The sequence below is a fragment of the Croceitalea marina genome (assembly GCF_042684265.1).
GTDB classification, from domain to species: Bacteria; Bacteroidota; Bacteroidia; order Flavobacteriales; family Flavobacteriaceae; genus Croceitalea; species Croceitalea marina.
Genome location: NZ_JBHULB010000075.1, coordinates 1 through 26711, shown reverse-complemented (window position 1 = coordinate 26711; position 26711 = coordinate 1). Strand labels below are relative to the sequence as shown.

General features: G+C 36.1%; 20 protein-coding genes. 8 read left to right on the top strand and 12 right to left on the bottom strand.

Annotated elements, in window-relative coordinates:
* Positions 1-13: 13 nt before the first annotated feature.
* From ACFSQJ_RS14840 to ACFSQJ_RS14815, 6 genes are all read right to left on the bottom strand, one after another.
* Positions 14-2926, bottom strand: coding sequence for a glycoside hydrolase family 3 N-terminal domain-containing protein (locus ACFSQJ_RS14840; RefSeq protein WP_377767745.1), 2913 nt, complete (start codon positions 2924-2926; stop codon positions 14-16).
* Between the two features lie 101 nt (positions 2927-3027).
* On the bottom strand, positions 3028-3510 hold the full coding sequence (locus ACFSQJ_RS14835; protein WP_377767744.1) for an ABC transporter ATPase: 483 nt from the start codon (positions 3508-3510) through the stop codon (positions 3028-3030).
* A gap of 136 nt (positions 3511-3646) precedes the next feature.
* Positions 3647-4435 carry a (Fe-S)-binding protein gene (locus ACFSQJ_RS14830; protein ID WP_377767743.1) on the bottom strand — a complete coding sequence of 263 codons (789 nt, stop codon included), beginning with the start codon at positions 4433-4435 and terminating at the stop codon, positions 3647-3649.
* 10 nt (positions 4436-4445) lie between these two features.
* Entirely contained in the window at positions 4446-5768 is a 1323-nt protein-coding gene (locus tag ACFSQJ_RS14825) for a 4Fe-4S dicluster domain-containing protein (protein WP_377767742.1), read from the bottom strand.
* 8 nt (positions 5769-5776) lie between these two features.
* Positions 5777-6742 carry an MlaD family protein gene (locus ACFSQJ_RS14820; RefSeq protein ID WP_377767741.1) on the bottom strand — a complete coding sequence of 322 codons (966 nt, stop codon included), beginning with the start codon at positions 6740-6742 and terminating at the stop codon, positions 5777-5779.
* Positions 6743-6794: 52 nt separating this feature from the next.
* A complete protein-coding gene (locus ACFSQJ_RS14815; protein ID WP_377767740.1) occupies positions 6795-8051 on the bottom strand; it encodes an N-acetylmuramoyl-L-alanine amidase family protein in 1257 nt (418 codons plus the stop codon).
* A gap of 131 nt (positions 8052-8182) precedes the next feature.
* On the opposite strand from ACFSQJ_RS14815, the gene ACFSQJ_RS14810 reads away from it, so the two are divergent.
* A complete protein-coding gene (locus ACFSQJ_RS14810; RefSeq protein WP_377767739.1) occupies positions 8183-10918 on the top strand; it encodes a putative LPS assembly protein LptD in 2736 nt (911 codons plus the stop codon).
* 17 nt (positions 10919-10935) lie between these two features.
* The gene (locus tag ACFSQJ_RS14805; RefSeq protein ID WP_377767738.1) at positions 10936-11316 is read left to right on the top strand and encodes a RidA family protein; all 381 of its coding nucleotides are present in this window, start codon (positions 10936-10938) and stop codon (positions 11314-11316) included.
* On the opposite strand, the gene ACFSQJ_RS14800 is transcribed toward ACFSQJ_RS14805, so the two are convergent.
* The 4 genes from ACFSQJ_RS14800 to ACFSQJ_RS14785 form a co-directional block, all read right to left on the bottom strand.
* A complete protein-coding gene (locus ACFSQJ_RS14800) occupies positions 11309-12160 on the bottom strand; it encodes an N-acetylglucosamine kinase (protein ID WP_377767737.1) in 852 nt (283 codons plus the stop codon). The two genes, ACFSQJ_RS14805 and ACFSQJ_RS14800, sit on opposite strands and share 8 nt — an antisense overlap.
* 75 nt (positions 12161-12235) lie before the next feature.
* A complete protein-coding gene (gap, locus tag ACFSQJ_RS14795) occupies positions 12236-13237 on the bottom strand; it encodes a type I glyceraldehyde-3-phosphate dehydrogenase (RefSeq protein WP_377767736.1) in 1002 nt (333 codons plus the stop codon).
* A gap of 21 nt (positions 13238-13258) precedes the next feature.
* Positions 13259-14245 (bottom strand): 6-phosphofructokinase, encoded by a 987-nt coding sequence (gene pfkA, locus ACFSQJ_RS14790; protein ID WP_377767735.1) that lies wholly within the window; start codon positions 14243-14245, stop codon positions 13259-13261.
* 136 nt (positions 14246-14381) lie between these two features.
* Positions 14382-18818, bottom strand: a complete 4437-nt coding sequence (locus ACFSQJ_RS14785) for a translocation/assembly module TamB domain-containing protein (protein ID WP_377767734.1) — start codon at positions 18816-18818, stop codon at positions 14382-14384.
* An 81-nt stretch (positions 18819-18899) separates the two neighbouring features.
* Between ACFSQJ_RS14785 and tsaD the strand changes: the two genes are divergently transcribed.
* Genes tsaD through ACFSQJ_RS14770 form a run of 3 tightly spaced genes read left to right on the top strand, consistent with a single transcriptional unit; the run spans position 18900 to position 21244 of the window.
* Entirely contained in the window at positions 18900-19928 is a 1029-nt protein-coding gene (gene tsaD / locus ACFSQJ_RS14780) for a tRNA (adenosine(37)-N6)-threonylcarbamoyltransferase complex transferase subunit TsaD (RefSeq protein ID WP_377767733.1), read from the top strand.
* 3 nt (positions 19929-19931) lie between these two features.
* A complete protein-coding gene (locus ACFSQJ_RS14775) occupies positions 19932-20540 on the top strand; it encodes a GNAT family N-acetyltransferase (protein WP_377767732.1) in 609 nt (202 codons plus the stop codon).
* On the top strand, positions 20540-21244 hold the full coding sequence (locus tag ACFSQJ_RS14770; protein WP_377767731.1) for a 16S rRNA (uracil(1498)-N(3))-methyltransferase: 705 nt from the start codon (positions 20540-20542) through the stop codon (positions 21242-21244). Before ACFSQJ_RS14775 ends, ACFSQJ_RS14770 begins: the two co-directional genes overlap by 1 nt.
* A 16-nt stretch (positions 21245-21260) precedes the next feature.
* On the opposite strand, the gene ACFSQJ_RS14765 is transcribed toward ACFSQJ_RS14770, so the two are convergent.
* Together ACFSQJ_RS14765 and ACFSQJ_RS14760 are read right to left on the bottom strand one after the other, a co-directional pair.
* A complete protein-coding gene (locus ACFSQJ_RS14765; RefSeq protein ID WP_377767730.1) occupies positions 21261-22607 on the bottom strand; it encodes a TlpA family protein disulfide reductase in 1347 nt (448 codons plus the stop codon).
* Between the two features lie 180 nt (positions 22608-22787).
* Positions 22788-23564, bottom strand: coding sequence for a DUF1223 domain-containing protein (locus ACFSQJ_RS14760; RefSeq protein WP_377767729.1), 777 nt, complete (start codon positions 23562-23564; stop codon positions 22788-22790).
* A 41-nt stretch (positions 23565-23605) separates the two neighbouring features.
* Here ACFSQJ_RS14760 and ACFSQJ_RS14755 point away from each other — a divergent pair, with 41 nt between their 5' ends.
* The 3 genes from ACFSQJ_RS14755 to ACFSQJ_RS14745 are packed head-to-tail and all read left to right on the top strand — an operon-like array spanning position 23606 to position 26545.
* Positions 23606-24256, top strand: a complete 651-nt coding sequence (locus ACFSQJ_RS14755; protein WP_377767728.1) for a DUF4159 domain-containing protein — start codon at positions 23606-23608, stop codon at positions 24254-24256.
* A 2-nt stretch (positions 24257-24258) separates the two neighbouring features.
* Entirely contained in the window at positions 24259-25359 is a 1101-nt protein-coding gene (locus ACFSQJ_RS14750; protein ID WP_377767727.1) for an AI-2E family transporter, read from the top strand.
* Between the two features lie 7 nt (positions 25360-25366).
* Positions 25367-26545: a THUMP-like domain-containing protein gene (locus ACFSQJ_RS14745; protein WP_377767726.1), complete on the top strand. Its 1179-nt coding sequence runs from the start codon at positions 25367-25369 to the stop codon at positions 26543-26545.
* Positions 26546-26711 lie beyond the last annotated feature (166 nt).

Below are 26711 nucleotides of genomic sequence, written 5' to 3'. Positions count from 1 at the left end.
TATATTTTAGTTGCTAATTGATAAGAGAATCATAAATCGCCTGCTGAATCCGTGTTCGTAGTCCTGATTTGACGAGAATATTGTTTCTTGATGATGGATAAGTTCTGTTAGATAAAAACACATACACCAATTCTTCATCGGGATCCGCCCAAGTATAAGTTCCGGTAAAACCACTATGCCCAAAGCTTTTACGAGATACGCATCCGCAGGTTGGCCCACTATCCTTTAGTTGCGGTTTATCAAAGCCAACACCTCTTCGAACATCTTTGTCACAGAAATAACACTTATTAAATTTTTCAACAGTTCTTGAATCTAAATAGCGTTCACCACCATAACGTCCACCTTGCAGGTACATCTGCATTATTTTTGCTACATCGTTAGCGTTGCTAAATAACCCTGCGTGGCCTCCCACTCCATTCTGCATAGCAGCTCCCATATCATGAACATAACCTTGAACAGTTTCATATCTGTAGTAGTTGTCTTCTTCCGAAGGTACTATGCGCTGCTTTTCAAATTTCTCCAAAGGATTATAACTTGTATTGGTGGCCCCCAAAGACTTTAGCAAAAAATCATCAATAAGCACATCAAGTCTTTTGCCCCTAGTTTCCTCAATGTACTTTTTAAAGACATAGTAGGCAACGTCACTATATCGATACCTATTTGATTTTAACTCTTGACGCCCAATTCTATTATAAATAGAATCTTTATAGGCATCTGTTAAATACAATTTATCCGTAACTTTTATAGAGAAACCTTCTGAAGGTTTATTACGATAAAATTCACTTGATGGTTGGCGTTTTTTATTTAAAGTACTGGCATAAAAGGCAATCCAAGCTGGCAATCTACCGTAATGGGACAATGCCTTTAAAACGGTGACATCTTTAAGTTCAGACTCCTCATATTCAGGAATCAAGTCTTCAAAAGTATTGTTCAATTTAATCTTACCTTCCTCTTCCATATTCATAATTAAAGGTAGTGTGGATAAGATTTTTGTCAAGGATGCCAAATCATAGATGTGGTCATCAGTTATGCTATCTGTACTTTCATAGGTTGGCTTTCCAAAGTTTTTTTGGTAAACAATTCTGCCTTTTCTTGCCACAACTATTTGAGCTCCAGGAAACATTAAGGAATCCATACCCATTTGCACCAAACTATCTACCTCCGTTAACTTAGAAGTACTTAAACCGACTCGTTCAGGCAGGCTATAACCTAGTCTTGCTATCTCTTTAGTCTTAATTTCAGTGTTCACAGGAAAAGCGTTACTAGCAGAAACTGGTAATACTCCTTTAGCTGGTAAGGCGCCAAAAAGTATTTGCGCCGCTTTTTCTTGAGCAATTTTGCTATTCTGATACCCTACGATAGTTGCATCGATACTTTGAAAGTTCACTACATCTAACAGCGCATAAGGTTTTGCAAAAACTGTTAAAATAGTGTTGCTCGTTCGTAGTCTGGAAATTTCCTGTAACCAAAACAATTCGTTCTTTGAAAACTTATAGGACTTCCAAGGGCTGTCATTACTCTTATGAAAGCCAATTATAACAAGATTAAAATTTTTGAGTTTATCACGATACCCGGCAATATCTTTGGCTTCGACTTTAGTAACTTTTGCATATTTATTGAGCATATTAAAAAATGGAGTTCCGTCATCATCTCCAAATTGTATATATGCAATTTTTTTATTGTTTAGTCTTTTAATTGGCGCTAAATCAAATTTATTTTTTACTACTGTAATCGCATTCTCGATAGCCTCTTCATAAACAATATCGTTCTCTAAACTGTTTAAGTCATCATATAATTCGTTTGTTTCAATTGGCTGGTAATTATTCAATCCCGCCTTGTATTTGGCCATTAATATTTTCTTGACCGACTCAGCTAGGCGCTCTTCTGTGATGCGTCCGTTCGAGTAGGCTTCTATTATCTTAAGCTTAGCATTTTTGACATCTACAGGCATCAATAGAATATCGTTTCCGGCCATAAACGCCGACAACTCAACTTCCCCTTCTGGGGCAAATTCTGAAACGGCCTTCATATTTAAAGCATCCGTAAAAACCAATCCCTTAAACCCAAGTTGTTTCTTTAACAAATCCGTTATGATTGTTTTTGATAAAGAAGAAGGATAGCCTTCTTTTAGCTCTAAACTAGGAATGTCTAAATGCGCTACCATTATACTGCTTAATCCATTTTCAATAAGTCTTTTAAAAGGATAAAGCTCAATACTATCTAAACGTTGTTTTGTAAATTCTATAACAGGCAGTGCCTTATGTGAATCTGTTTCTGTATCGCCGTGTCCAGGAAAATGCTTACCTGAAGATAAAACACCGGCTCCTTCCATCCCTTTCATAAAAGCAATCCCCTTATGGGCAACATTTTCTTTATCCTCCCCGAAAGAGCGGTTACCAATGATTGGGTTTTTTGGATTGATATTAATATCTATATCCGGAGCAAAATTAATATGAACTCCAATTCGTTTTGCATGCCTTCCAATTTGTTGTCCTACCTTTTCGACTATAGCATTGTCTTTAATAGCTCCTAAAGTCATATTCCAAGGGAAAGCATAAGTAGAGTCTAAACGCATGGCTAGGCCCCATTCAGCATCCATACCGATCAATAAAGGGGTCTTTGACAATGCTTGATAGGTATTTGTCAAATTTGCTTGTCTTACTGGCCCTCCTTTTGAAAAAATTATTCCACCGATACTCTCTTTTTCTATAAGCGCCTTAATTGCAGCTGTGGTCTTATCATTTTGGTTCGAAGCTACGCTTACCATAAATAATTGGCCTACTTTTTCTTCGAGGGTCATTTCATCATATCTAGCCTCGACCCATAACTGTTGTGAAGTTGAATCAGAAGTAATCAAAGGGTTTGTTTGACCTTTGGCTATAAAAAAAGAAAAGAAAAAGAAAAAAAAGTAAAAGTAGTTACGCATACTAAATTGTCTAGGGCATCAACTTAATACTATTAAAAATATTGCATTTCATCGAAGAAAGTAAAGAAAATAGGAGAAATCAAGCTTATTTGGGATAAAATTCACATAAAGCGAGCATGCCAACTTTCAGATGCAGGCACTTCCCAATTATCTAAATACTCTTGTTTTGTGGCAACGAGATTGTTAAAAACTACAGTATTTTTAGATACTGCACGTTGCTTGGCCATTTTTTTAAAATCAATCAGCGTTTTATAGGCAACATAATCTCCTTGTTTGTAAGAGACATTCATTTTGTCCAATAAATCTACCTCATACTTTTTCTCTAAAGCCTGAATGTAATGAACGGAGGCATCAATAGAACAACCTGATGCACTGGCTTCTGACTGATCTAAACCAATAATTATAAATCGTTTATATTTGATTTCAAACCCAGCTTTCAAGTCGCTACCGTGTGCCGTCCATTGGGTTAAAAAGGCACTTAATCCACTCGTAACTTCTGCCAATTCTTTTTCAGAAAAGCTACGGTTACACTGGTAAATCCAAATTCTTGAGTGATCTGGTAAATCTTTAAAATCTACTAACATTTGTTTTGTCGTAAAATATTTTTTAAACCAAAAAAGCTCGGTGAAAAATAAAACAGTTCGTTATCGCCTAAATCAAAAACAACCTAACTAACCAAAAAAGCAGTAATCTCTATTTTCTTGTCTTACCAAGCATGCTTTAATCAATTGAGTTTGAAATGAGTTCGGCCACGTCCAATACAGCCACTTCTCCTTCTTTTTCGTGAGCTTTAATCCCATCAGTCATCATTGTATTACAGTAAGGGCAGCCAGTAGCTATGATATTAGCATTAGTCTCCAAAGCATCTTTTGTGCGCAACACATTGATATCCATATCCCCTTTTTCAGGTTCTTTAAACATCTGTGCCCCTCCGGCTCCACAACATAGTGCCGTCTTTTTGCTACGTTTCATCTCTACAATATCTGCATTGGTTTTGTTAAGAACATCTCTAGGAGCATCGTATACCGAATTGGCTCTCCCTAGATAGCAAGGGTCATGAAACGTAACTCTTTTTCCTTTGTAAAACTCGCCTTTGACTGATAAACGTCCACCATCGATAAGTTCTTTTATGTATTGCGTATGGTGAATAACTTCATAGTTGCCCCCTAATCCCGGGTACTCATTTTTTATTGTGTTAAAAGAATGTGGATCGCATGTCACGATTCGCTTTATTTCATAACCATTTAAGACTTCAATATTCATAATGGCCTGCATCTGGAACAAAAACTCATTCCCGGCGCGTTTTGCCACATCTCCGGTGCAACTTTCTTCTGGCCCTAAAACAGCAAAATCAACATTGGCTTTATTTAGTATTTTTACGAAAGCTCTAGAAATCTTTTTCGCTCTATCATCATAACTACCAGCAGAACCCACCCAAAACAAAATTTCAGGCTGCGTACCTTGCGCTATGAATTCTTCCATAGTCTTCACTTGAAGTGTATCACTCATAGTTATAGCTTTATTCGTTTACCCAGTTTAAACGGTCCATTTGATTATAAGGCCATGGTGCACCATTATTCTCAATGTTTGACATCATATTATTCAATTCTGTTGGTGCAGCTGACTGCTCCATGACCAAATACCGTCTCATCTCTACAATAATTGAAAGTGGGTCAATACTTACCGGGCAAGCTTCTACGCAAGCATTGCAAGTGGTGCAGGCCCAAAGTTCTTCATTGGAAATATAATCTCCCAAAAGCTGTTTTCCGTCTTCCACAAAAACACCTTTGTTTTTGTCCATGTTTTTACCAACTTCCTCTAAACGATCACGGGTATCCATCATTATCTTTCGCGGAGATAGATTTTTACCTGTTTGATTAGCAGGACATTCTGAAGTACATCTACCACATTCAGTGCATGTGTATGCGTTTAACAACTGTACCCAACTTAAATCCATTACATCTGAAGCCCCAAATTTTTCTGGCTCTTCCGCATCTTCTGCAGGTGCGGCAAATGGATCTGCAGAGGGGTCCATCATCAATTTTACTTCTTTGGTTACGGCTGCTACATTATTAAATTCTCCGTTCGCCTTAAGTTTTCCATAATACGTGTTCGGAAAAGCCAATAGAATATGTAAATGTTTCGAATAATAGAGGTAATTCAAAAAACATAGAATTCCGATAATGTGCAACCACCATGCCGTTCGTTCTAGCATTATGAGTGAAGAAACGGACAGATTATTAAACAACGGAGCAATAAACTGACTTATCGGAAATGCACCTGCTTTTGTATAATGATCAGCACCAAGCTGCTGCAACTGAAAATCTGCGGCATTCATAGTAAGAAACAAAAACATCAATACCAACTCAATATATAGAATTAGGTTACCGTCTTTTTTGGGCCAACCTGCCATCTCTGGCTTTAGAAAGCGTTTTAGTTTTATGATATTTCTTCTCAGCCAAAAAACAACAACGGCCACAATGACCAAAAAGGCCAATATTTCAAAAGAACCGATTAAAAAATCATATATCGAACCTAATGGGGCAAATATTCTGTGTGTTCCTAAAAGGCCATCAATAATAATTTCTAGAACTTCAATATTTATAATGACAAAGCCAACATAAACAATAATATGCATTAAACCTGCAATAGGCCTAACCACCATTTTAGACTGGCCTAGAGCTATTCTGGCCATATTTTTCCAGCGTTGGCCTTTATTGTCCGATACGTCTACATCTCTACCTAATTTAATATTTCTAGACAGTTTTCTTACGTTTCTAGTAAAAAAACCGATGCCTAAAAAAAGTGCAATCGCAAATAGAATGTTTGGAAGGTATTCCATAAAATCAGTTAGTTATCGTTCTTCGCTGCAGGATCGTCTTCAGGAAGTTCATATTCTTTTTGTTTCTTTCCAAAAACCGAAACGTTTACATATCGTTTTGGATTTAACCTAAAATCTTGAAGTAATAAATCCAATTCACGTGAAGCATTGGATAAATTATTATAAAGCTCATCGTTATTCGTCAGTTTGCCCAAAGAACCTTCTCCATTTTGTATTTTACCTAATAAACTATTGAGATTGGTAATGGTAGCTTCAAGGTTTTTAATTGTCTTGGCCAAATCTACCTCAGCTAGCGATTCTGATAATTTAGCAAAGTTAGCGCTAGTGGTGTTTATATTTTTTATTGAACTATCTAACTGTGTTTTGTTGTCGGCCAATAACTCGTTCATGGCATTGGCGCTAACCTGAAAACTTCTCACCAGTGCATTTAAGCCAGCAATACTTTGTCTGAGCTCTCTTTTAGTTGGGTCATCCAACACATCATTGAAATTCATGAGTAACGAGTCCGCATTCGATACCGCACCCTCAACCTTTAATTGGAGAGGGGTTAATTTTTCTTGTACAAGGGCTGTAAGACCCGGTTTAATATTTGCTTTTAGCGTATCACCTGATTTTACCATCGGCGAATTATCAAATACCGGAATTATTTGTATTCCTTTTCCACCAATGATACCGGTATCATACAATTCGGCCCTACTATTCTTAGAAAATTCAAAATCACTGCTTACCGAAAACGTAACAAGTAATTTACCCGTATCGTCTTTAAATCGGATACTATTGACATTACCAACGCTAAATCCATTAATAACAACCTCTGTGCCTGGCTGTAAACCACCAATATTATTATACACTGCGTAAAGAGTTTTGCTATCGTCAAAAATTGAAGATGCTTTTAAATAGCTGTACCCAAAAATCACACAAAGGATACCTAAAATTACAATAAGACCTGTTTTAACTTCTCTTGATAGTTTCAAAGGTTCAGTTTTCTGTTATAAACAAAATTAGGAATAATTTTAAGACAAGTCCCTATTGCGCCGGAACAGCTTTTATAGCTTCGTTCAAAGGAATGCGCGTACCGTTTTTATAAGCTACTATATATGATGTGGTATAGCCTTTAGCATCAGCATTTGATTTAAGTAGTTTGGCCTTTAGGTATGAATTCGTATTGCCGTACATGTAACGGAATAAGTTTTTTACCGGTTCTTTGGATAAGGTGTTCAATCCGTTAAAATTATCGCCATCTAGCGGAATCACTTTTGAACTGGCCATTAGCTGTACTTTGAAGATAACATCATCTACGGCAACAATCTCCGTCTTTTCCTTTTTTGGGGTATCTTCTTTCACCACCTGCTTTGTGATGGATTTAGTACTATTCTCAATAACTTCTGCAACTTCCTCCTTTTTCGGGGGCGTTACAGTAACTGCTTCTTTTATTTCTTTTACAACCTCTTCTTTTTTAGGAACATCTTCTGTCACAAAAGTATTTTCTTGCTCGATAAGATTAGCGTCCACCCCATCTTTATAGCTTAAAATTGCATTAGCAATAGCAGTGGCCATTTGATTTTGACCTTTGACGGAATTTAGATAGGCACCCTCAGTTTTATTCGTTAAAAATCCTGTTTCTACGAGAACACTGGGCATAAAGGTTTGGTGTAGAACAATAAAACCTGCTTGCTTTACCTTACGATCTTTGCGCTTTAATTTCGCAGTAAAATTATCTTGCATCAACTTGGCCAACTGAATACTTTGTTCTAAAAACTCTTCTTGCATAATAGTAAGACCAATCACAGACTCTGGCGAGTTTATATCGTACTTCGCATATTTTTGCTCGTAATTATCTTCTAAATAAATAACTGAGTTTTCTTTTTTAGCAACTTCAAAATTTTGTTTGTTGGCATGAAGTCCTAAAACAAAAGTGCCCGCTCCATTGGCGTCTGAATTGTGAGAATCGCAATGAACGGATACAAAAAGGTTCGCATTTGCCTCATTAGCTATTTGTCCTCTTTCGAAAAGATCTACGAAAGTATCATCATCTCTTGTAAAAATTACTTCAATATCTTGTTGCTTTTTTAGTAGTTCTCCAACTTTAAGTACTATTGAGAGTGCAATATTTTTTTCTAAATAACCATTACCCAAATTACCGGGATCATGCCCGCCATGCCCAGCATCAAGTACAACAATAAATTTATCCTTCGTAGGTGCTTCGGTACTGTTTTTGATAAAAGATGAGAAGAGTAAAAAGAGTAAACTAAATACTAAGGATAAAAACCGTTTTTTAATCATAAGAATTATTCATTTTCAATGTTCTGCCTTGGTTAAATTTATCGTAATGTCCGATTAACAGAACAAAAAATATATGTAAGTTTGAGCTTCAAAAACCAAGCCAACCTGCTACAAAAATAGGATTTATCACGTTGCAAGCAAACAAACATCTTCTTCTTTTCCTATTCGTGCTGGTTTCAAGTGTGCAATACGTATCGGCACAAGAAGACCCGATTACACCATTACCTATAAAAGCTGTAAAAGATACCATTGTTGCTCCATTACTTCCACCAAATATTTTAAACGATTCCATTCAAGTCGATTCTGTAACCCAAGATTCATCTCAAGGTAAAAAACCCTTATTGCTTGATAAGATAAAATACAAAGCGAAAGACTATGTGCGATTAAGCCAAAAAGAGAATAAAATTTATCTGTACAACGAAGCTGAAATCTACTACCAAGATACCGAGCTCAAAGCCGGAATCATAATCATGGATTATGTAAAAAATGAAGTGTATGCCGGTAGAATAAAAGATTCTACAGGAACCTACACCCAATTACCGTACTTTAAACAAGGTACTAATGTGGTCATACCCGACTCGATTCGATTTAACTTTGATACACAAAAGGCGCTTATTTGGAATTCTAGAACTGAACAACAAGCAGGAGCAGGCTCTTTAGGAAGCGATGCGATGAAAGTATTGGCAGAAATCACTAAAAAAGAAAATGACTCGGTCTATTTCTTAGAATCAGCCAGATTAACGACTTCAAAAGACACCGTTGACCCCGATTATTACATAAAAATAAACAAGGCAAAATTTGTGCCCGGCAAAAAAATTATTGCCGGCTTTAGTAACATGTACTTGGTAGATGTACCAACGCCTATTGCATTGCCTTTCGCTTATTTTCCGCTTACTACAGGAAGAACAGGCGGTTTGATCTTCCCTACTTTTACACAGGATCCTAATCGGGGATTTGCAGTGCAAAATGGCGGATATTATTTTCCAATAAACGATTATGTAGATTTTAGTATACTTGGCGACTTTTTCACCAATGGTAGTTATGGTTTTAGAACGCAAACCATATATACCAAAAGATACCGATATAGGGGTAATATTAATTTTAGGTACGAGAATCAAATAACTAGTCAGAAAGGATTTAGTGATTTTTCTAGATCTACGCTTTACAATATTCAAATATCGCATAGCCAAGACCCAAAGGCTAGTCCCAATTCCAGGTTTTCGGCCCAAGTAAATTTGGGCAGTAGTCAGTATTTTACCAATTCGTTTAATCAAATTAACGTACAAAACACACAAAACAACAATCTCTCAAGTTCAATTTCATATTCCAAGACATTTCCAGAATACCCGTCCGTAAATGTAAGTTTAACGGCAACCCATAACCAAAATATTAGTTCTAATGCAGCCCCGGATGCAGATAACATTACGTTGACCTTGCCAACTTTGCAGGCAAGTATGGAGCGAATTTTTCCGTTTGCAAAACGGGAAGGAATCAAGAAAGGGATCATACAGAACATCAACTTTCAATATAACCTAAGAGCAGAAAATCGTATTCGCACCAATGATGAAGATTTTCTAACCGGTAGGATGTTCGAAAATGCCCAAATAGGAGCCAGGCATACTATCCCATTAAATACAAATTTCAAGGTTGCTAAATATTTTAGCGTATCCGTCGGTGGTAATTATGAAGATGTCTGGACGGCCCAAACCTTTCAAAGAGGTCTTGACCCTAACGACCCAGATAGTAATCGAGAGGTTGTTCTTGATACCATCAATGGTTTTGACCGGTATAACAGATATGGCTTAAGCGCTAGTGTTGGTACCACTTTATATGGTACGTTCAATTTTGGAGAGGATAAAAAAATACAAACAATACGGCATGTAATGCGACCTTCAATTGGTTGGGGATACACGCCCTCTTTTGAGCAGTTTTATGACAGCTATACCGATTTGAATAACGAAGAAGTTCTTTTTAGCCGGTTCGAAGGAACATTGAATGGAGCTCCTAGTTTGAATAAATCGAACTCCATCAGTTTCTCGGTTCAAAACACCTTAGAAGCCAAAGTAAGAGATAAAGATTCTACAAAGCTTGAGCCTAAGAAAATCAAGCTTTTAAGTAACCTTAATTTTTCTACAGCATATAATTTTGAAGCGGATTCCCTGAAACTGGCGCCTATTGGTTTCAATGGGGGAACAAGTATTCTGAACAATAAAATGAACATTAACTTTTCGGGTAGCCTTGACCCCTATACCATAGACAATAATGGTAGAAGGATAAATACATTTAATGTTTCTAATGGAGGAAGCCTGCTTCGTTTGACAAGAGCCAGCATGAATCTGAGTTATTCCCTTAACAATGAAACGTTCAAGAAAAAGAATAAAGACGGCGAAGAGGACAATGAAAGTGAATTGAACGACGAGTATCGCGCCCGTAGTGGTGGACGTACGGATGACCTTTTTGGTTTTGGTTTAAACGATGATACTTTTAATAGGTCAAGTAAAAAAAATCAGGATGACATCGAAAATCCAATTTATGGAACGGTCATCCCCTGGGATTTACGTATGCAATTCACTACTTCTTATAACAATTCTAACCGCCAAAACGAATTTGGAAATACCTCGCTAATGTTTTCCGGTAATATTTCACCTTCGCCAAGATGGAGTGTCAGGGTTTCATCGGGGTATGACTTTAAAAACAAAGGATTTGCACAAACCCAATTAGGTTTTCAACGTAATTTAAAGAGTTTTGATTTGCGTTTTAATTGGGTGCCCTTTGGTAGAAATGAACGTTGGGACTTTTTTATAGGCATCAGCAGTTCTATTCTTCAAGATTTGAAATGGGAAAGCAGAAGTCAACGTATTAGATAATATTAGTAAATTTAACTATGAAAAAAATAATCACTACTTCAAAAGCTCCGGCTCCGATTGGCCCTTACAATCAGGCAACTTTAATAAAAGACACCCTATATATTTCTGGTCAAATTCCTATTGACCCAAGTACTGGTGAGCTTGTTGAGGGTGACATTAAAAAGGAAACTACCCAATCTATGGAAAACCTAAAAGCCATTTTAGAGGAAGCTGGGATGACCTTTGAAAATGTAGTGAAGTCATCGATTTTCGTGAAAGACATGCATCAATTCTCACAAATCAATGAAGCTTACGGTGCCTATTTCGATGTTGATACCGCTCCGGCAAGGGAAACTGTCGAAGTTGCCAATTTACCCAAATTTGTAAATGTAGAAATTTCGATGATTGCCGTTAAATAGTGCTTTTGTGAAACTCTACAAGGCCATCGATAGGTCTTTGCCTAATTACACCCAGTATTAAATCATTGCGATGGATGACCGTCGCAAGCTCTTCTCTTAAGTAATATGCAATACTGCCTACAAAATTTACAGGAACCTTAGTGGCAAGTTCAAACTGCATAATGTAATTGTTTACGAACTGCTGAAATCCCTTATCAATAACCCCTCTGCAGTAAGGATGTTCTTTGTTTTCTACAATGAATTTGGCGAATGTTGCCAAATACGTATTGGGGTTGGGCTGCTTGTACAAGTGATCTTTTATTACATCGGCATCCAACTCATATTCTTTGGCGAATTTTATACCCAGATCTTGCGGCATTTTATGAAAATAATAATCTCTCAATAGTTTTCGCCCAAAGAAATTACCACTTCCATCATCCATTAAAATATAGCCCAAAGAGGTTACTTTTTGAAACAGTTGATGCCCATCATAATAACTACAATTAGACCCTGTGCCCAGAATACATACAATACCCTGATGACCTATTTTAGTCGTAGAGTATATGGCGGCATAGGTATCTTCTCTTACTTCGCTTTTAGCTTTGGGGAAAAAATCGTTAAAAATTTCTTTCAGAAACTTTTTCATTCTATCAGTACCGCAACCGGCTCCATAGAAATAAAGGTTGGTAACCTCTGCTCTGTTCTTGGCTAATTCAAAATTATTTGCTAAACGATCTTCAATAACTTCTCTAGTTAATACCTCTGGACTTAGACCTAAGGTTTGGGTAACAAAAAGTTGCTCCCCTTTACTATCTAAAGCTATCCAATCCGACTTAGTAGCACCACTATCTACAATTAAAATCATATGTTTTAAAATAAATATTCCTGAAAATAATGAATTTAGTCCTCATAATTTTCAGGAATAGTTAAAGTGTCTTATTTACAGACTTGCAACATGCTTTGCAAGGTCTACCATCTTATTTGAGAACCCGGCCTCATTGTCATACCAAGAAATAAGTTTGAAGAATTTAGAATTCAATTCAATACCAGCTCCAGCATCAAAAATACTTGTATGCGTATCTGAAACAAAATCTTGAGACACAACGGCGTCGTCAGTGTAACCTAATACCCCTTTCATCTCTCCTTCAGAAGCAGCTTTAAAGACTTTTTTGATTTCTTCATAAGAGGTTTCTTTTTCTAATCGAACCGTTAAATCAACAACAGAAACATCAGCTGTAGGCACCCTAAAGGCCATTCCTGTCAATTTTCCTTGTAAAGCAGGAATTACTTTTGTAACCGCTTTTGCAGCCCCTGTAGATGCTGGTATAATATTTAGCATGGCACTTCTACCACCACGATAATCTTTTTTAGAAGGTCCGTCTACAGTTAACTGTGTAGCCGTAGTAGCGTGAACCGTTGTCATTAAACCTTCTTCAATTCCGAAGTTATCATCTAAAACTTTAGCTAAAGGGGCCAAACAGTTTGTCGTACATGAAGCATTTGAAACAATCTTATCAGAAGCCTTAACATCTTTATGGTTTACACCCATTACAAACATAGGGGCATCTTTAGATGGTGCAGAGATTACTACTTTTTTGGCACCACCATCAATATGATATTGTGCAGTTTCCATCGTAGTAAAGATACCTGTGCATTCTGCCACGATATCAGCCCCGGCTTCATCCCATTTTAGATTTTTCGGATCTCTTTCAGCAGTAATTCGGATTGTTTTTCCATTGACTACCAAATGTCCATCTTTTACAGCCACAGTGCCATCAAATCTACCATGAACAGAATCGTATTTTAATAAATACGCTAAATGTTCAACGTCTAACAAGTCGTTTATGGCTACAACGTCAACATTATCTCTTTTTACCGAAGCCCTAAAGACCAATCGACCAATTCTACCAAATCCATTTATACCAATTTTAACTTGTGCCATTATTCTATTTTTAAAGTTTAATTAAATTGTCATTATATCAGAAACCCGTATGAGTTCTTCATCTATAGCGGTATGTGCGCTAATAGCTTCTTTTATAGGTACCAAAACCAATTTGGTATCACGAATACCAACCATGTAGTTTGATTTACCTTCAATTAAGGCCTCAACAGCCTTTACACCCATTCTACTGGCCAAAACCCTATCAAAACAAGTCGGATTACCACCACGCTGCATGTGACCTAAAACGGATACCCTAACATCGTATATGGGTAAATGCTCTTCTACGTATTCTTTAAGTTCAAAAACATTCTTACCTGTTTTGTCACCTTCCGCAACTATTACAATACTTGAAGACTTACCAGATTTTTTGCTTCGCTTCAACGAATCGAGCAACCTTTCTAAACCTAAATTCTGCTCAGGAATCAATATCTCTTCAGCACCTGCACCAACGCCCGCATTCAAGGCAATATGCCCAACATCACGCCCCATAACTTCAATAAAGAACAGACGATTATGCGAACTGGCGGTATCCCTAATTTTATCTATAACCTCAACTACGGTATTTATTGCAGTATCAAAACCAATGGTATATGAAGTACCTATGATATCATTATCAATAGTTCCGGGAATACCCATTACAGGAAAATCAAATTCTTCATTAAAAAGTTGGGCTCCGGCAAAACTTCCATTACCGCCAATTACCACAAAGGCATCGATTCCCGCTTTAACCAATTGTTCATGGGCTTTTTTTCTTCCTTCTGGAGTTCTAAATTCCTCACAACGGGCAGATTTTAAGACTGTTCCCCCTTTATTAATGATATTGTTTACGCTACGCGCATTCACTGGTTTAAAATCACCATCTATCATTCCTTGGTAGCCTCTATAAATTGCAACACATTCCAACTTCATAAAGGCACATGCACGAACAACAGAGCGTATTGCTGCGTTCATTCCTGGGGAATCTCCCCCAGAAGTGAAAACTGCTATTTTCTTGATTTTTTTGGTCATTTCAAAAATTGAAATATCAAAACTAGGAAACTTATTTCAATAAAAGAACGCTGTATTAGTCTATTTATCAATGCATAAACAACTCAAACGTTTTCGTTTGGTGTTTTTTGTCATTTTAATTTTTTTAGTGGCATTTTTAGCGCTTAGGAAGTTCCTTTTTGGTATAAAAACGGATTAGACTATCCTTACCCATAATGTTATTTGGTGTAGTAACTTCTTTAGGTTTTTCTATTTCTTTTTCTTTTTTCTTAAAGACTTTTCGCATCAGTTCTTTGAAAGTATCAAAATCTACTTGATACGATAATCCGAGCCCTTGGGTATACCCTTGTCGCTCACCAATGAATTGCTGTAACTGATTTTCCCTATTAAAAATTTTAGCGCTTAATGTTCCTTCTTCATTTAATAAAACCTGAACCTCAACATCACCGGCTACCACGGTTTCTGATACCCCGCCAACCGGAACCCCTACTCTACCATTTATTAATATTTTATCGCTAATCTGGGTGGAAACCGTAAAACCGAACCGGTCCTCAGTATTTATGCCAGATTCATTATCTAAAAAACCTTGTTCATAAGAAACACCGAAATTTAACTTATCATTATTGCCCGTGAGTACCTGATTTAACAGCCCAGAGGCTGTTTGAATCAAATTTCCTGTGACAGCTTGTTGGTTTAAGCCTGCGGTTTCTTGATTGACGAATGTTCCTTGCGCTAATAAAAAGAAGGCATTGTCACTTTTAATTGTTGGATCTTGCAACCTATATTCAAGTTCGGATTGCACCACGGAATTCGTACCTGGAAACTCGATATCAAAGTCTATTTGAGAATTTTCTAATTCTCCATTTAGCCGTATGACAACTTCAGTAGGTATGCGTCCTTGAAAATTGTTACCATCCAATAAAGGGGCCGGGTTTGCATTTAATGCATAAACGGCTTCCATATCAAGTGTGGCCTTCAGTGGATCTCCTTCCCAATTTACAGTGCCTCCGGGTCTTACGGTAAACTTTTTATCTATGAGACCTGCGCGTTTAAAATTGTACTCCCCCGTAACAACAATAAACTGCCCGTACATATTAAACTTTCCATTGGTATTAATTTCCATCAACAAAAGGCCCGAGCCAGTACCCTTTAATGAGCTACCGCTATTCTGATCAATTACAATTTCGACTTCTGCATCAGGGGTGACATCTAAATCAAAGTTCATTTCGATGCCCTGGTAATCATCAAGAACACGCTCTTCTTCAAAAGATTCTACTTGATTTTTGTCGATGAAATTGATAAAAGAATAATCTCCAACTGCTGTTATATCACTTAAGGGTATTTTAAGTGCACTACCCTTGGCAGTCGACCCCTCAAAATTAATGTTCAATGCGTTGGTCGAACCTGATATGCTACCGGTACCGTTAACAAAACCGGTTCCGTAGTACAATGCATCTTCGTTAAATTCTGTATTTAAAATTAAAAAACGATCATTATTTGTATCTAGATTCAAATCAAGAACCCAATCATCGAATGCCGTATGCGAAATACTTCCATCTAAGGTCCCTTGCGTATTCTCCGTAATATCAGTAAGCAGTATATTTTCAAAATTAAAAGACTGCTCCGCTAAGGTTACTCTAGATCTTGGTGCAAAATCATAATCCACATTTAGGTAAGGTATCCCAATTCCGGCATCGTTTAGAAGCAATTCTCCATCAAAATTTGGGTTTCTGGCATTACCGGTAACCTTAGCGCTTCCACTTACAGTGCCCCTGATATTTGAAATGATATCTTCACCTAAAGGCGCAAAGGGTTCTAAACTAAAGTCATTAAATGAAGCCGTTAGATCAAAAGTAGTTTCTTTGGCGTCATAGACCTTTCCATTTATATTCATCTTTTCAACACCATCTTTTCGCAACCAAGTGTTCACCCCGTATTCAGAAAGGTCATTGTTACCAAAAATCATCATTTCCAAATCACCAAGATTCATCTTATTCACTGCAAAATCTTTTACATTTAAACTTGATGTTGGAAGGTATTTACCATCTTTCTGTAAAATATTTAAGAATCCATCTACTTGACCATCTAATTTTAAACTATCGATTGCTGGTGTAATCTTGTTCAGGGATACTATTTTAAATTGCAGCTCTAAATCTTTGTAGGTAGAGTCTGCCAATTCGCCTCTTAAACGAATTTGTTCACGCTTATTGTTATTCATTACTATCTCTTCGATAGTAATACTGTCTAAGCTTTTGTTAAGGATGATTTTATTTTTTGTGTTTCCTTCTTCATTAATAACCCAGTTATTGTCCTTAAAACTAACATCTGACTTTTTTAAACCAATCACAGACTTATTCTCTTGATTAAAGGTGTGGTAAAAATTAAGGTTATAGGCATCATTGTATTGACTACCACCCTTAAATTCTGTTCTAAAAAATAAGGTGTCTTTTAGTTTGGTATTTATCAGATTAAACTCGTTTATGTCATAGTAAACCGTGGACATATTTTCTACAGACAAAAAGGTGTTGAACAAGGGGTTTTTATTATCGATTTGTAGTTCTACCGTTTCTAGTTTATTCTTGTAGGCTTCAATAGCAGGGGATTTAAAAGTTAACTTAAAATCGCCTTCATCGGCTACAATATTACCTCTAATAAAAGTCTCTGGCCCTAAGCTGACTTCAGGAAAAAACACCCCGACGAACTTGTTATAAATCTTAAAATTGAAATTGATACGCTGACCAGAGGAAACCTCATAGGGTTTGTAATTTGTATAAATACTACCGACGGAGTTTTGCAATAACCTGCCAAGTTCGGCAACCCTATACTTTCCTTTCAAATATCCTGAAACTATATCCGGAGACTCTATTTTAATGGTTCTTACAGTATCTTTTTCAAAGGAAGAGGACACCGCAAAATCATCAAAAAAGTATATTTCATTTTTATTTTGATAGGTCGTATTCTCAAACTTGATATCTCCGGCCAGATTATCTAAATTATTGCCAGATATATCCATTTTAACTTCCCCTTTAAAAATGGAAATACTATCATTTATAAAATTCATCAACTTTAAATCGGCATAATCAACATCTGCACTAAAGTTAAAGTCATTACGCTCTTCGCTAAAGTCTGCCAAGCCCTCAAAATCGAAACGTAGATTTTTATCATTACAAATTAAACTTCCATCAAAAAGCTCGTCTTTTAAAATTCCAGAAACCTTTATATCATTGTATTCGTAGTTATTAAATTCTAGTTTATATATTTCGCCAATAGCCTCTGTATTAAGATATTCTGCAATAAAACCCCTTCCTTCAACATTTACATCTAGCGATGTTTTACCAAACTTAGGGTCATCTATAAAATCTCCCAGATCAAAATCGGTCAAAGAAATTAAGCCACGATACGAAGCATCATCAATATTATTAATGTTGGTCATCTGCAAATCTGAATAACTACTGCCTATTGCTGTATTAAGGTTTACTTGTGCATCAATAGAGGTTTCTGTAACCTCTGCTTTACCACGTACCGTAAATTGACCGAATTTTTTAAATGAAGTAGGTATCGTTTTACCTAAAATATTTGGTAGCAAAGCACGAAGCTGGTAATAACTCGAAGTAACATTATCCATATTGGCATCCATCACAAATGGCTCAGTCTGCCTGAAAAGATTCTTAAATTTAAAGTCACCTCTAATACCTGTATTGTCAGACCTTAGAATCAGCTCCTTGACAATTAAATCGTTTAAAACACCCGAGGTCTTTGCAGAAAATTGGGCCGTAATATCTTGCCCGAACTCATCAAAATAGGTATTCACTTCATTAAACGCGACTAGGGATTCGTTAAACTCGGCGTTCACTTTTACCTTATCTAGAAAATCTGAAAAATCTTCTCTATCGTAATCAAAAACAAGACTGCCGTTTAACTTAGATTCAGGTGTTTGAATGGCCAATGCATCAAAGCGCATTTGTGTTTTTGTGTATTTGAAATCAGTTTTTAAGTCATTAATTCTTAAACCTCGTTTACTTAACAACGATAATTCATCAATACCGATTGTAACTTCTGGACCGACTATTTGAAAGTCACTAGCCTTTATTTCTAATTGATTAAAGTCTAGAACGGTCTTATTTTCTAGGTTTTCATCGGAAAGTTTGAACCTACTGTCTTCCATAGTAATTTCAGAAGACGACATTAAAAAAGGTGGTGTGCCCGGTTCTCTTGGTTTTCCATCATCTAACTTATCTACAAAAACATCAAGATTTGTATCAGATTCACCTGAGTAGGTTTTCATATTGAAATAGAGTCGATCTACCTCTATATCACCAAATTCTAAATTTCCATTAATCATATTTCTGATGCTCAGTACAGAAGTATTTAATTTATGAATATGAAAAAGCGTGTCTTGTCTATAATCTTCTACATAAATACCCTTTATATCGGCACTCATTGAAAAGGGAGAAAAATGTATACGCTCAATGCTGATATTCGTACCAAACTCTTGATTGATACTATCTGTGGCATATTTGGCAATACGCGTCTGTACAATGGGTAAAGAAAATAGCACAGAAATCAAAACCCCAAGAATTAGAAGTGCCAGCAAGGCTCGAAGTAGTATTTTTTTCAGTTTTTTGATAGCGCTTTACCCTTTATCTTTGTATACCCAACTTTTGTTCCAAAATAGGTGAAAAATCAAGAAAATTTCATTCTCGCCATTGAATCATCGTGTGATGATACCTCAGCTGCAGTGCTTTGCAATAAAAAAGTGCTCAGCAATGTAGTGGCCACGCAAGAAATACATCAAAAATATGGTGGTGTCGTACCCGAATTAGCATCGAGGGCACATCAGCAAAATATAGTTCCAGTTGTACATCAGGCGTTGGCTCAGGCAAATATCGATAAAAAACAACTATCCGCCATAGCATTTACTAGAGGGCCGGGATTAATGGGTTCGTTATTGGTAGGCGCTTCTTTCGCCAAATCTTTATCGTTAGGTCTAGCTATTCCATTAATTGAAGTAAATCACATGCAGGCGCATATTTTGGCCCATTTTATAGAAGACAGGGAACAGGAAAGTCCGGATTTTCCTTTTCTCGCCATGACCATTAGTGGAGGGCATACCCAAATTGTATTGGTAAAGAGCTATTTTGAAATGGAAATTATCGGAGAAACCTTAGACGATGCCGTTGGAGAAGCTTTTGATAAAAGTGCTAAACTACTGGGTTTACCTTACCCTGGTGGACCACTTATTGATAAGTACGCCAAACTTGGTAACGAAAAAGCTTTTGAATTTCCAAAACCAAAGGTTGATGGGCTCAATTTTAGTTTTAGTGGACTTAAAACAAGTATTCTATATTTTATTCAAAAAAAGACCAAAGAAAATTCTGAATTTGTTACTGAGAACCTAGCCGATATCTGTGCCTCAATTCAATTTACCATTCTAGAAATTTTAATGGACAAATTAAAACTTGCCGTTAAGCAAACCGGGGTGAAACGAATAGCGATTGGTGGTGGAGTCGCCGCAAACTCAGGTATACGATCTCGTCTTGCAAATGCGGAAGAAGAATTCGGTTGGAAAACCTATATTCCAAAATTTGAATATTGTACGGATAATGCAGCTATGATCGGTATTGTAGGCCATTTTAAATTCTTGGAAAAAGATTTTGCAGAACAGAATATAGCGGCAAAAGCCCGATATAAATTAAGCTCTTAAAAAATGGAAAAGTGGTTGCAGAAAATAGAGTTGGAGCTAAATGGTATACAATTAATTCCATTAAAAAAAGAACATAAAGAAGATCTTCTAAAGGCCGCTTCCGACGGTGAACTATGGAATTTATGGGTTACCAGTGTTCCATCCAAAGAAAATATTGATAACTACATTTCCACTGCACTCGAACAGCAAAAGATGAAAAAATCACTCCCTTTTGTGGTGGTAGATATGAAAACGAACACCATTATTGGTGCAACACGTTTTTGTAATATCGAAGTTGAAAATAAACATTTAGAGATTGGTTATACTTGGTATGCCAAGTCATATCAACGAACAGGGGTCAATACCATTTGCAAGCTTTTACTATTGCAACATGCTTTTGAAGAGTTAGATGCCATTGCCGTTGAATTTCGAACGAATTGGTTCAACTATGCCTCTAGAAATGCTATCACACGTTTAGGGGCTAAACAAGATGGAGTACTTAGAAATCACAGAATTAATATTGATGGAAGTTTTAGGGATACCGTAGTTTTCTCAATTATCCAAAGTGAATGGCCAACTGTGAAAAAATCATTACTTTTTGAAATCGAAAAACACACAAAGAAAAAAGCCTGATGCAACTCTTTTATAATGCCTCGTTAGATAATAGTTTTAAACAATTTCACTTTCCTACGGAAGAAAGTAAGCACATTGTTAAAGTGCTGCGAAAAAAAGAAAATGATATTTTACAAATTACTAATGGTAAAGGCTATCTCTTTGAAGCCAAGATTATAGATGCCAACCCTAAAAAGTGTAAAGCTCAAATAACTTCAACTGAAAAAACCATCCCAAGATTGCACAGTTTGCATTTAGCCGTGGCCCCGACTAAAATGAACGATCGTTTTGAATGGTTTTTAGAGAAAGCAACTGAAATCGGTGTCAATGAAATTACGCCTATTCTCTGCGAACACTCTGAACGTAAGGTCATTAAACCCGAAAGGCTTGAAAAAGTGCTTCAATCGGCGATGAAGCAATCACTACAAACCTTTCTTCCTAAACTAAATCCGTTAACCTCTTATGAAGACTTTTTAAAGAATGTCACCGGTGACTTAAAATTCATTGCCCATTGTGAAGACGAAGAAAAAGCGGAATTAAAAAGGCGATTGGCAGCTGACAAGGACGTTGTAATTCTCATCGGGCCCGAAGGTGATTTTTCCTCTAACGAAATACAACTCGCCTACGATACTGGTTTCACTCCTGTTTCCCTCGGAAGAAACCGCTTACGTACCGAAACCGCGGCTATTTATGCTTGTACGGTTGTAGCTATAATCAATAGCTAAATACCTATTACAATAGTTAATTGTTAGATATGAGTTCTTCAATTTGTTTAAAAGCATCTAGCCCACTACCCCGTAAGTGTATAATTCCTTTTTTATCTATGGCGATAAAAGAAGGGAATCCATCTATTCTGAGTTTTTGAGTTATTGAGTTTGGGTTGTATTCACTTTTTGTGAAAAAATTCTGCCAATTTTTGCCCTTCTTGTCTTCGTAGGCAATTAAGGTCTCCATATTCTTTTCATAAGCAATACCAACAACATTGATTTCTACGGGATATTTTTCACGAAGTCTAATTAGATAGTCAGTAGTCTCTCTACACGGTATACACCAAGTACCCCAAAAGTAAAAAATGGTTAAATCGCTCTTATCATAAACCTTATTTATTGCCACGTTCTCGTTCTTGAGCGATAACAGCAATATATTTCCGATTTCTTCACCAATTCTAAAACCAAAACCTCTTGGTTTATAGTTAGGAACATGACTTAAGGTTATTGTACTAGGGTTATCATCAAAAAAACTTAAAGTGTCTATTTTATAAGCCTTAGAGTTTAATAAAATCGTATCATTCATCTGATACCTATAGTTTGTATTATAATACTCATCATTTTTACTAAATTTTAAATTTTCATCTTTAATCAAGAATTCTATATTGTTCGAATTAAATCCTTGCGCTACTATTTCATAAGTATTATTATCAACACTGAATTTTCCTCTCCAGTAATCTTTTAAAAGACCAACAACGGCCATTTTTCTTGCCATAGTATCTTTTAACCGATAATACAGAAATTTGCCATTGTATGGTTGGATTTCAATAATTCGATTATAACTTTCAAATCCATTTTTTGTGTAGAAAAACTGATTGTAATTTAGAACTGGTGTTTTATTATCAATACTCTTGAATTTATTTTTTTCTCTAACATAAACTACTTCGTCCTCAAAACTTTTATCATTATTAATATCAATCAATAAAATTTGTTTGTCATCGGTTAAAACATTCATGGTTGTCAAAAAAGAAAAAAAAGTTTGGTTTTCCTGCTCCTTTACTTCAAAGTTGGGTTCTTTAAATTTATGCTCTTCACCAAAATAACTAGCCGACTTGGAGTAATCAAAATGGCTAGTTGTTATGTATTTGTGTTTTGAGTCAGTAAAACCTTCGGGAGATTTGAAATTTTGAAAATTGAAATAATCCGGATAGTCCTTTTCAAGAAAGTAAAATGGGAATTCTACGTTTCCAGATTTAAATGCAATCTGCTCATTGTGAAGGCTTAAGTAAAGTTCAATATTTATCGTATCTAGAGTTTTATTTGCGCAGGCGTTCACCAAAAAAATAGCTCCAAAAAGTGAAATAAATTTTAAATATGACATATCAGCCTTTGCGAAACATTCAAAAAAAAAAATTGAATTTCTTGTAATATAATTCTTTTTTTCTCGAAAACAACCAAATAAATCCTCCTGAAAAATAGTACTTAAGAGACTAAATTAGGTATGAGAAAGAAGTTGAAGTCTAGTTTTAGATAAACTTTGTAATCTTTTCTAATAAAAGTATCAAACTCCAATTTTTGTCGCCCCGGTAATATCGGCCACCTCATTTTCAGTAAGTAACAACAATGTTACTTTATCTTTTGATGAGACAATGCTCGGGATTGTTATGGCACCTTCTCCATTCTTATTTTTAAGCTCAAGATACTTTTCGGCCACAACAATATTGGAATTTTTAAGGGTTCGGTTCCTATTTTCTCCTCTTTTTACAGAAGTCGTACGTTCATCCAGTACCAGAACCGCGCGTAGCTGTTTGCCCTTAAGTTCACCTTCAATGTTATAATCAAAAGTTATTGTTGTTCCTTTTTCTTCTATTTTAGAGAGTGTTATGGTATTTTCAGATTGCAGTGAACCATACTCCCTAATTTTGTTCGTTAGCTTGGCACCGTCAGAACCTACAAAATGTTCCTTGCCATTTACCACCAATTGCGGCGTGTAATTACTTCTGTATTTGAATTTTTGATTGTAAGAACGTTGTTTCTTGGTATAAATAGCTTTGCTGAAGGGGTCTTCCCATCCGATATAATTCCAATAATCTACATGATACGAAAGAGCAAACACCTTGTTTGGGTATTGCGCTTTCACTTTATTTAAAAGTACATCGGCCGGTGGGCAACTTGAACAACCCTGTGAAGTAAAAAGTTCTAAAACAATTATAGGTTCATACGCAGCGTTCACATCGGTTTTTAAAGCTTCATCATGAGTTTTATGAGATAGGTTCATTAAGGCCAAAAAGAAAATACCTGTTAGTACCAGTGTCGGAATTATGATTTTTTTATACATGAAATACAGTATTTTTGAATTAATAAGTTATTCGGCAATACATGAAATACCTTACCCTAGCATCCTTTATTTTAACTTTTTTTGTGATTAACTCGGTTACTTCACAAGAAATAGCCATACTCAAATACGGCGGAGGTGGTGATTGGTATTCTAACCCAACAGCATTGCCCAACCTAATTCGTTTTTGCAACCAAAATATTGACACAAAAATTAAGTACAAACCTGAAACTGTAGCGATAGGTAGTGTTGCCATTTTTCAATATCCTTTTTTGCATATGACGGGTCATGGCAATGTGTTCTTTAGTGATGAAGAAGCTCAAAACCTGCGAACTTATCTTTTATCGGGTGGTTTTTTACATATTGATGATAATTATGGCATGGAACCTTACTTGAAAAGAGAGCTTTTAAAGGTTTTTCCTGATAAACAGTTGGAAGAACTTGGAGCCGACCACCCCATATTCAGCCAGAAATACAAATTCCCCGAAGGGCTACCTAAAATTCACGAACATGATGGCAAAAGACCACAGGCATTCGGTTACTTTCATGAAGGGCGACTCTTGCTGCTATTTACATTTGAGAGTGATTTAGGTGATGGTTGGGAAGACCCATCGGTACATAACGACCCAGAAGCAATTCGCTTAAAAGCCTTGCAAATGGGAGCAAATATTGTAGCTTACGCATTCAAATCCTGAAAATGACCTCAAAAACCATTGCAAACGGAATTCTAAGGGCTGTTTTTATCTTAACGGCTATTGTTCTTGTAGGATATTTTTTGTTTAAGATTCAGTCGGTATTGGCCTATTTGGCCATTGCAGCGGTCATCGCACTTTTAGGGAGGCCAATAGTTCTGTTTCTAAGGCGAAAACTTAAATTTCCCAACCTCTTGGCCGTAATATTAACCATGCTTTTAATGTTGGGTGTGTTTATTGGCATTCTAGCCCTATTTGTTCCACTTATTACTGAACAAAGCAAGAACTTGTCTTTACTTGATATCGATGACCTTAAAGCAAATATAAACACGCTCTACCTACAAATAGTAGATTACTTTGGAATAACTACCACCAATGTAAGTGAAATCATTGAAGACTCAGAAATTGAGAAAAATGTTTTAGAAGGCATGGACCTAAATTTTATTCCCGATTTTATAAACTCTTTGGTTGGGGTTTTAAGCAATTTTAGCGTTGGGCTTTTCTCCGTTCTATTTATCTCTTTTTTCTTTTTAAAGGATAGTAAATTATTTCAAAACGGAATTCTAACTTTCGTTCCAGACAACAAAGAAGGTAACATGGTAAAATCGATAGACAAGATAAATAATTTATTATCGCGCTACTTTGGCGGCATACTTTTACAGCTATTTATTTTGTTTGTTATTTACACCATTACCCTCTTAATTGTCGGCGTAGAAAATGCCATTGTAATTGCATTTTTATGTGCGCTTTTTAACATCATTCCATACGTGGGTCCGATCATTGGTGGAGTACTTATGATTACCCTGACCATGACCAGTAATTTAGGTATGGATTTCAGCTCGGTGATTTTACCTAAAGCGCTGTATGTTTTTATCGGTTTAACTGTGGGGCAACTTGTAGATAATTTCTTTTCACAACCCTTTATTTTTTCAAATTCTGTGAAGTCGCATCCCTTAGAAATTTTCTTGATCATCATCATTGCAGGACTTTTATTCGGAGTAGTAGGAATGGTGATTGCCGTACCAGGATACACCGCAATTAAAGTTGTTTTAAAGGAATTTTTAAGTGAAAACAGCTTTGTTAAGAAGTTAACTAAGAATTTATAGCTTTAGTTTGAATAAAAGTATTTTAAACACTGGTGTTCAAGAATTTATACAAAATAATTGGAATGCTGACATCATGTCAGTTTTGCTAAAAAAACAACAATTTGAGGGTGTTTCTCAAAAAGAACTTGCAGAACAGCTCGAAGCGAAAAAAAAATGTCAAAGCAAGCTCCCTACTTGGTTTACTGTTCCTCTACTATACTACCCGAATAAACTGAATATTGAACAGACCAGTTCGGAGCAAACAGCAGAATACAAAGCTAGTTTAGTACACGGAAAAACGCTCTTAGACGTCACCGGTGGGTTGGGTGTGGACAGCTATTTTTTCTCCAAGAAAATGAGCACAATTACCCATTGCGAATTGGACCAAAATCTATCCAAAATAGCAACTCATAATTTTAAAATTCTAGATGTAAAAAACATCACTTTTAAAGCTGAAAATGGCGTGGAATCTTTACGCCATTCTGATACTAATTTTGATTGGGTTTTTGCTGACCCTTCGCGCCGAAATGAAGCCAAAGGAAAAGTGTTTTTATTAAAAGATTGTTTGCCGAATATTCCAGATGAGTTGGATGCGATTTTTGAAAAGACTAAAAATGTCTTGATAAAAAGCGCTCCCCTTTTAGATATTAAACAAGGAATTTTAGAACTGCAATTTGTAAAAGAAATTCATGTTGTTGCCGTAAAGAATGAAGTAAAAGAATTGCTATGGATTTTAGAAAAAGAATATGAGGGAGACATAAAACTGAAAACTGTTAATCTTCTCAAAGAAGGTCAACAGCATTTTAACTTTAAACTTTCTGAAGAAAAAAAGGCGCTTTCTAAATTAAGTTTGCCAGCTACCTATCTCTACGAACCCAACGCCGCTATCTTAAAATCTGGAGGATTTAAGTCTGTTGGAAAAGCTTTAGGATTACAAAAACTTCATGAACATTCGCACTTATATACTTCTGATACTCTTGTAGATTTCCCTGGACGGGTCTTTAAAATAAAAACTGTCGTGCCTTATAACAAAAAAGCTGTGTTAAAGCTCGCCATTAACAAAGCGAATGTTACCACGCGTAACTTCCCAGAAGCTGTAGCTACTATTCGTAAAAAACTAAAAATTAAAGATGGGGGCGAAGATTACTTATTCTTTACTACTGATATAAATAATCTATGCATCGTTATTCATTGCCAAAAAGTTTAAAGCCTTTAATTCGCTATCTTAGTTATACATAAAAAAGAAATTTGAATATCCGTAATTACTCATAATTTATTATATTTGACTGAACCTAAATCACTTGGCTTATGAATTTATTTACGTTTAGTGCTCATTTCGGGGACGAGGAGGCCTGTAGATTACATTTTAAAGA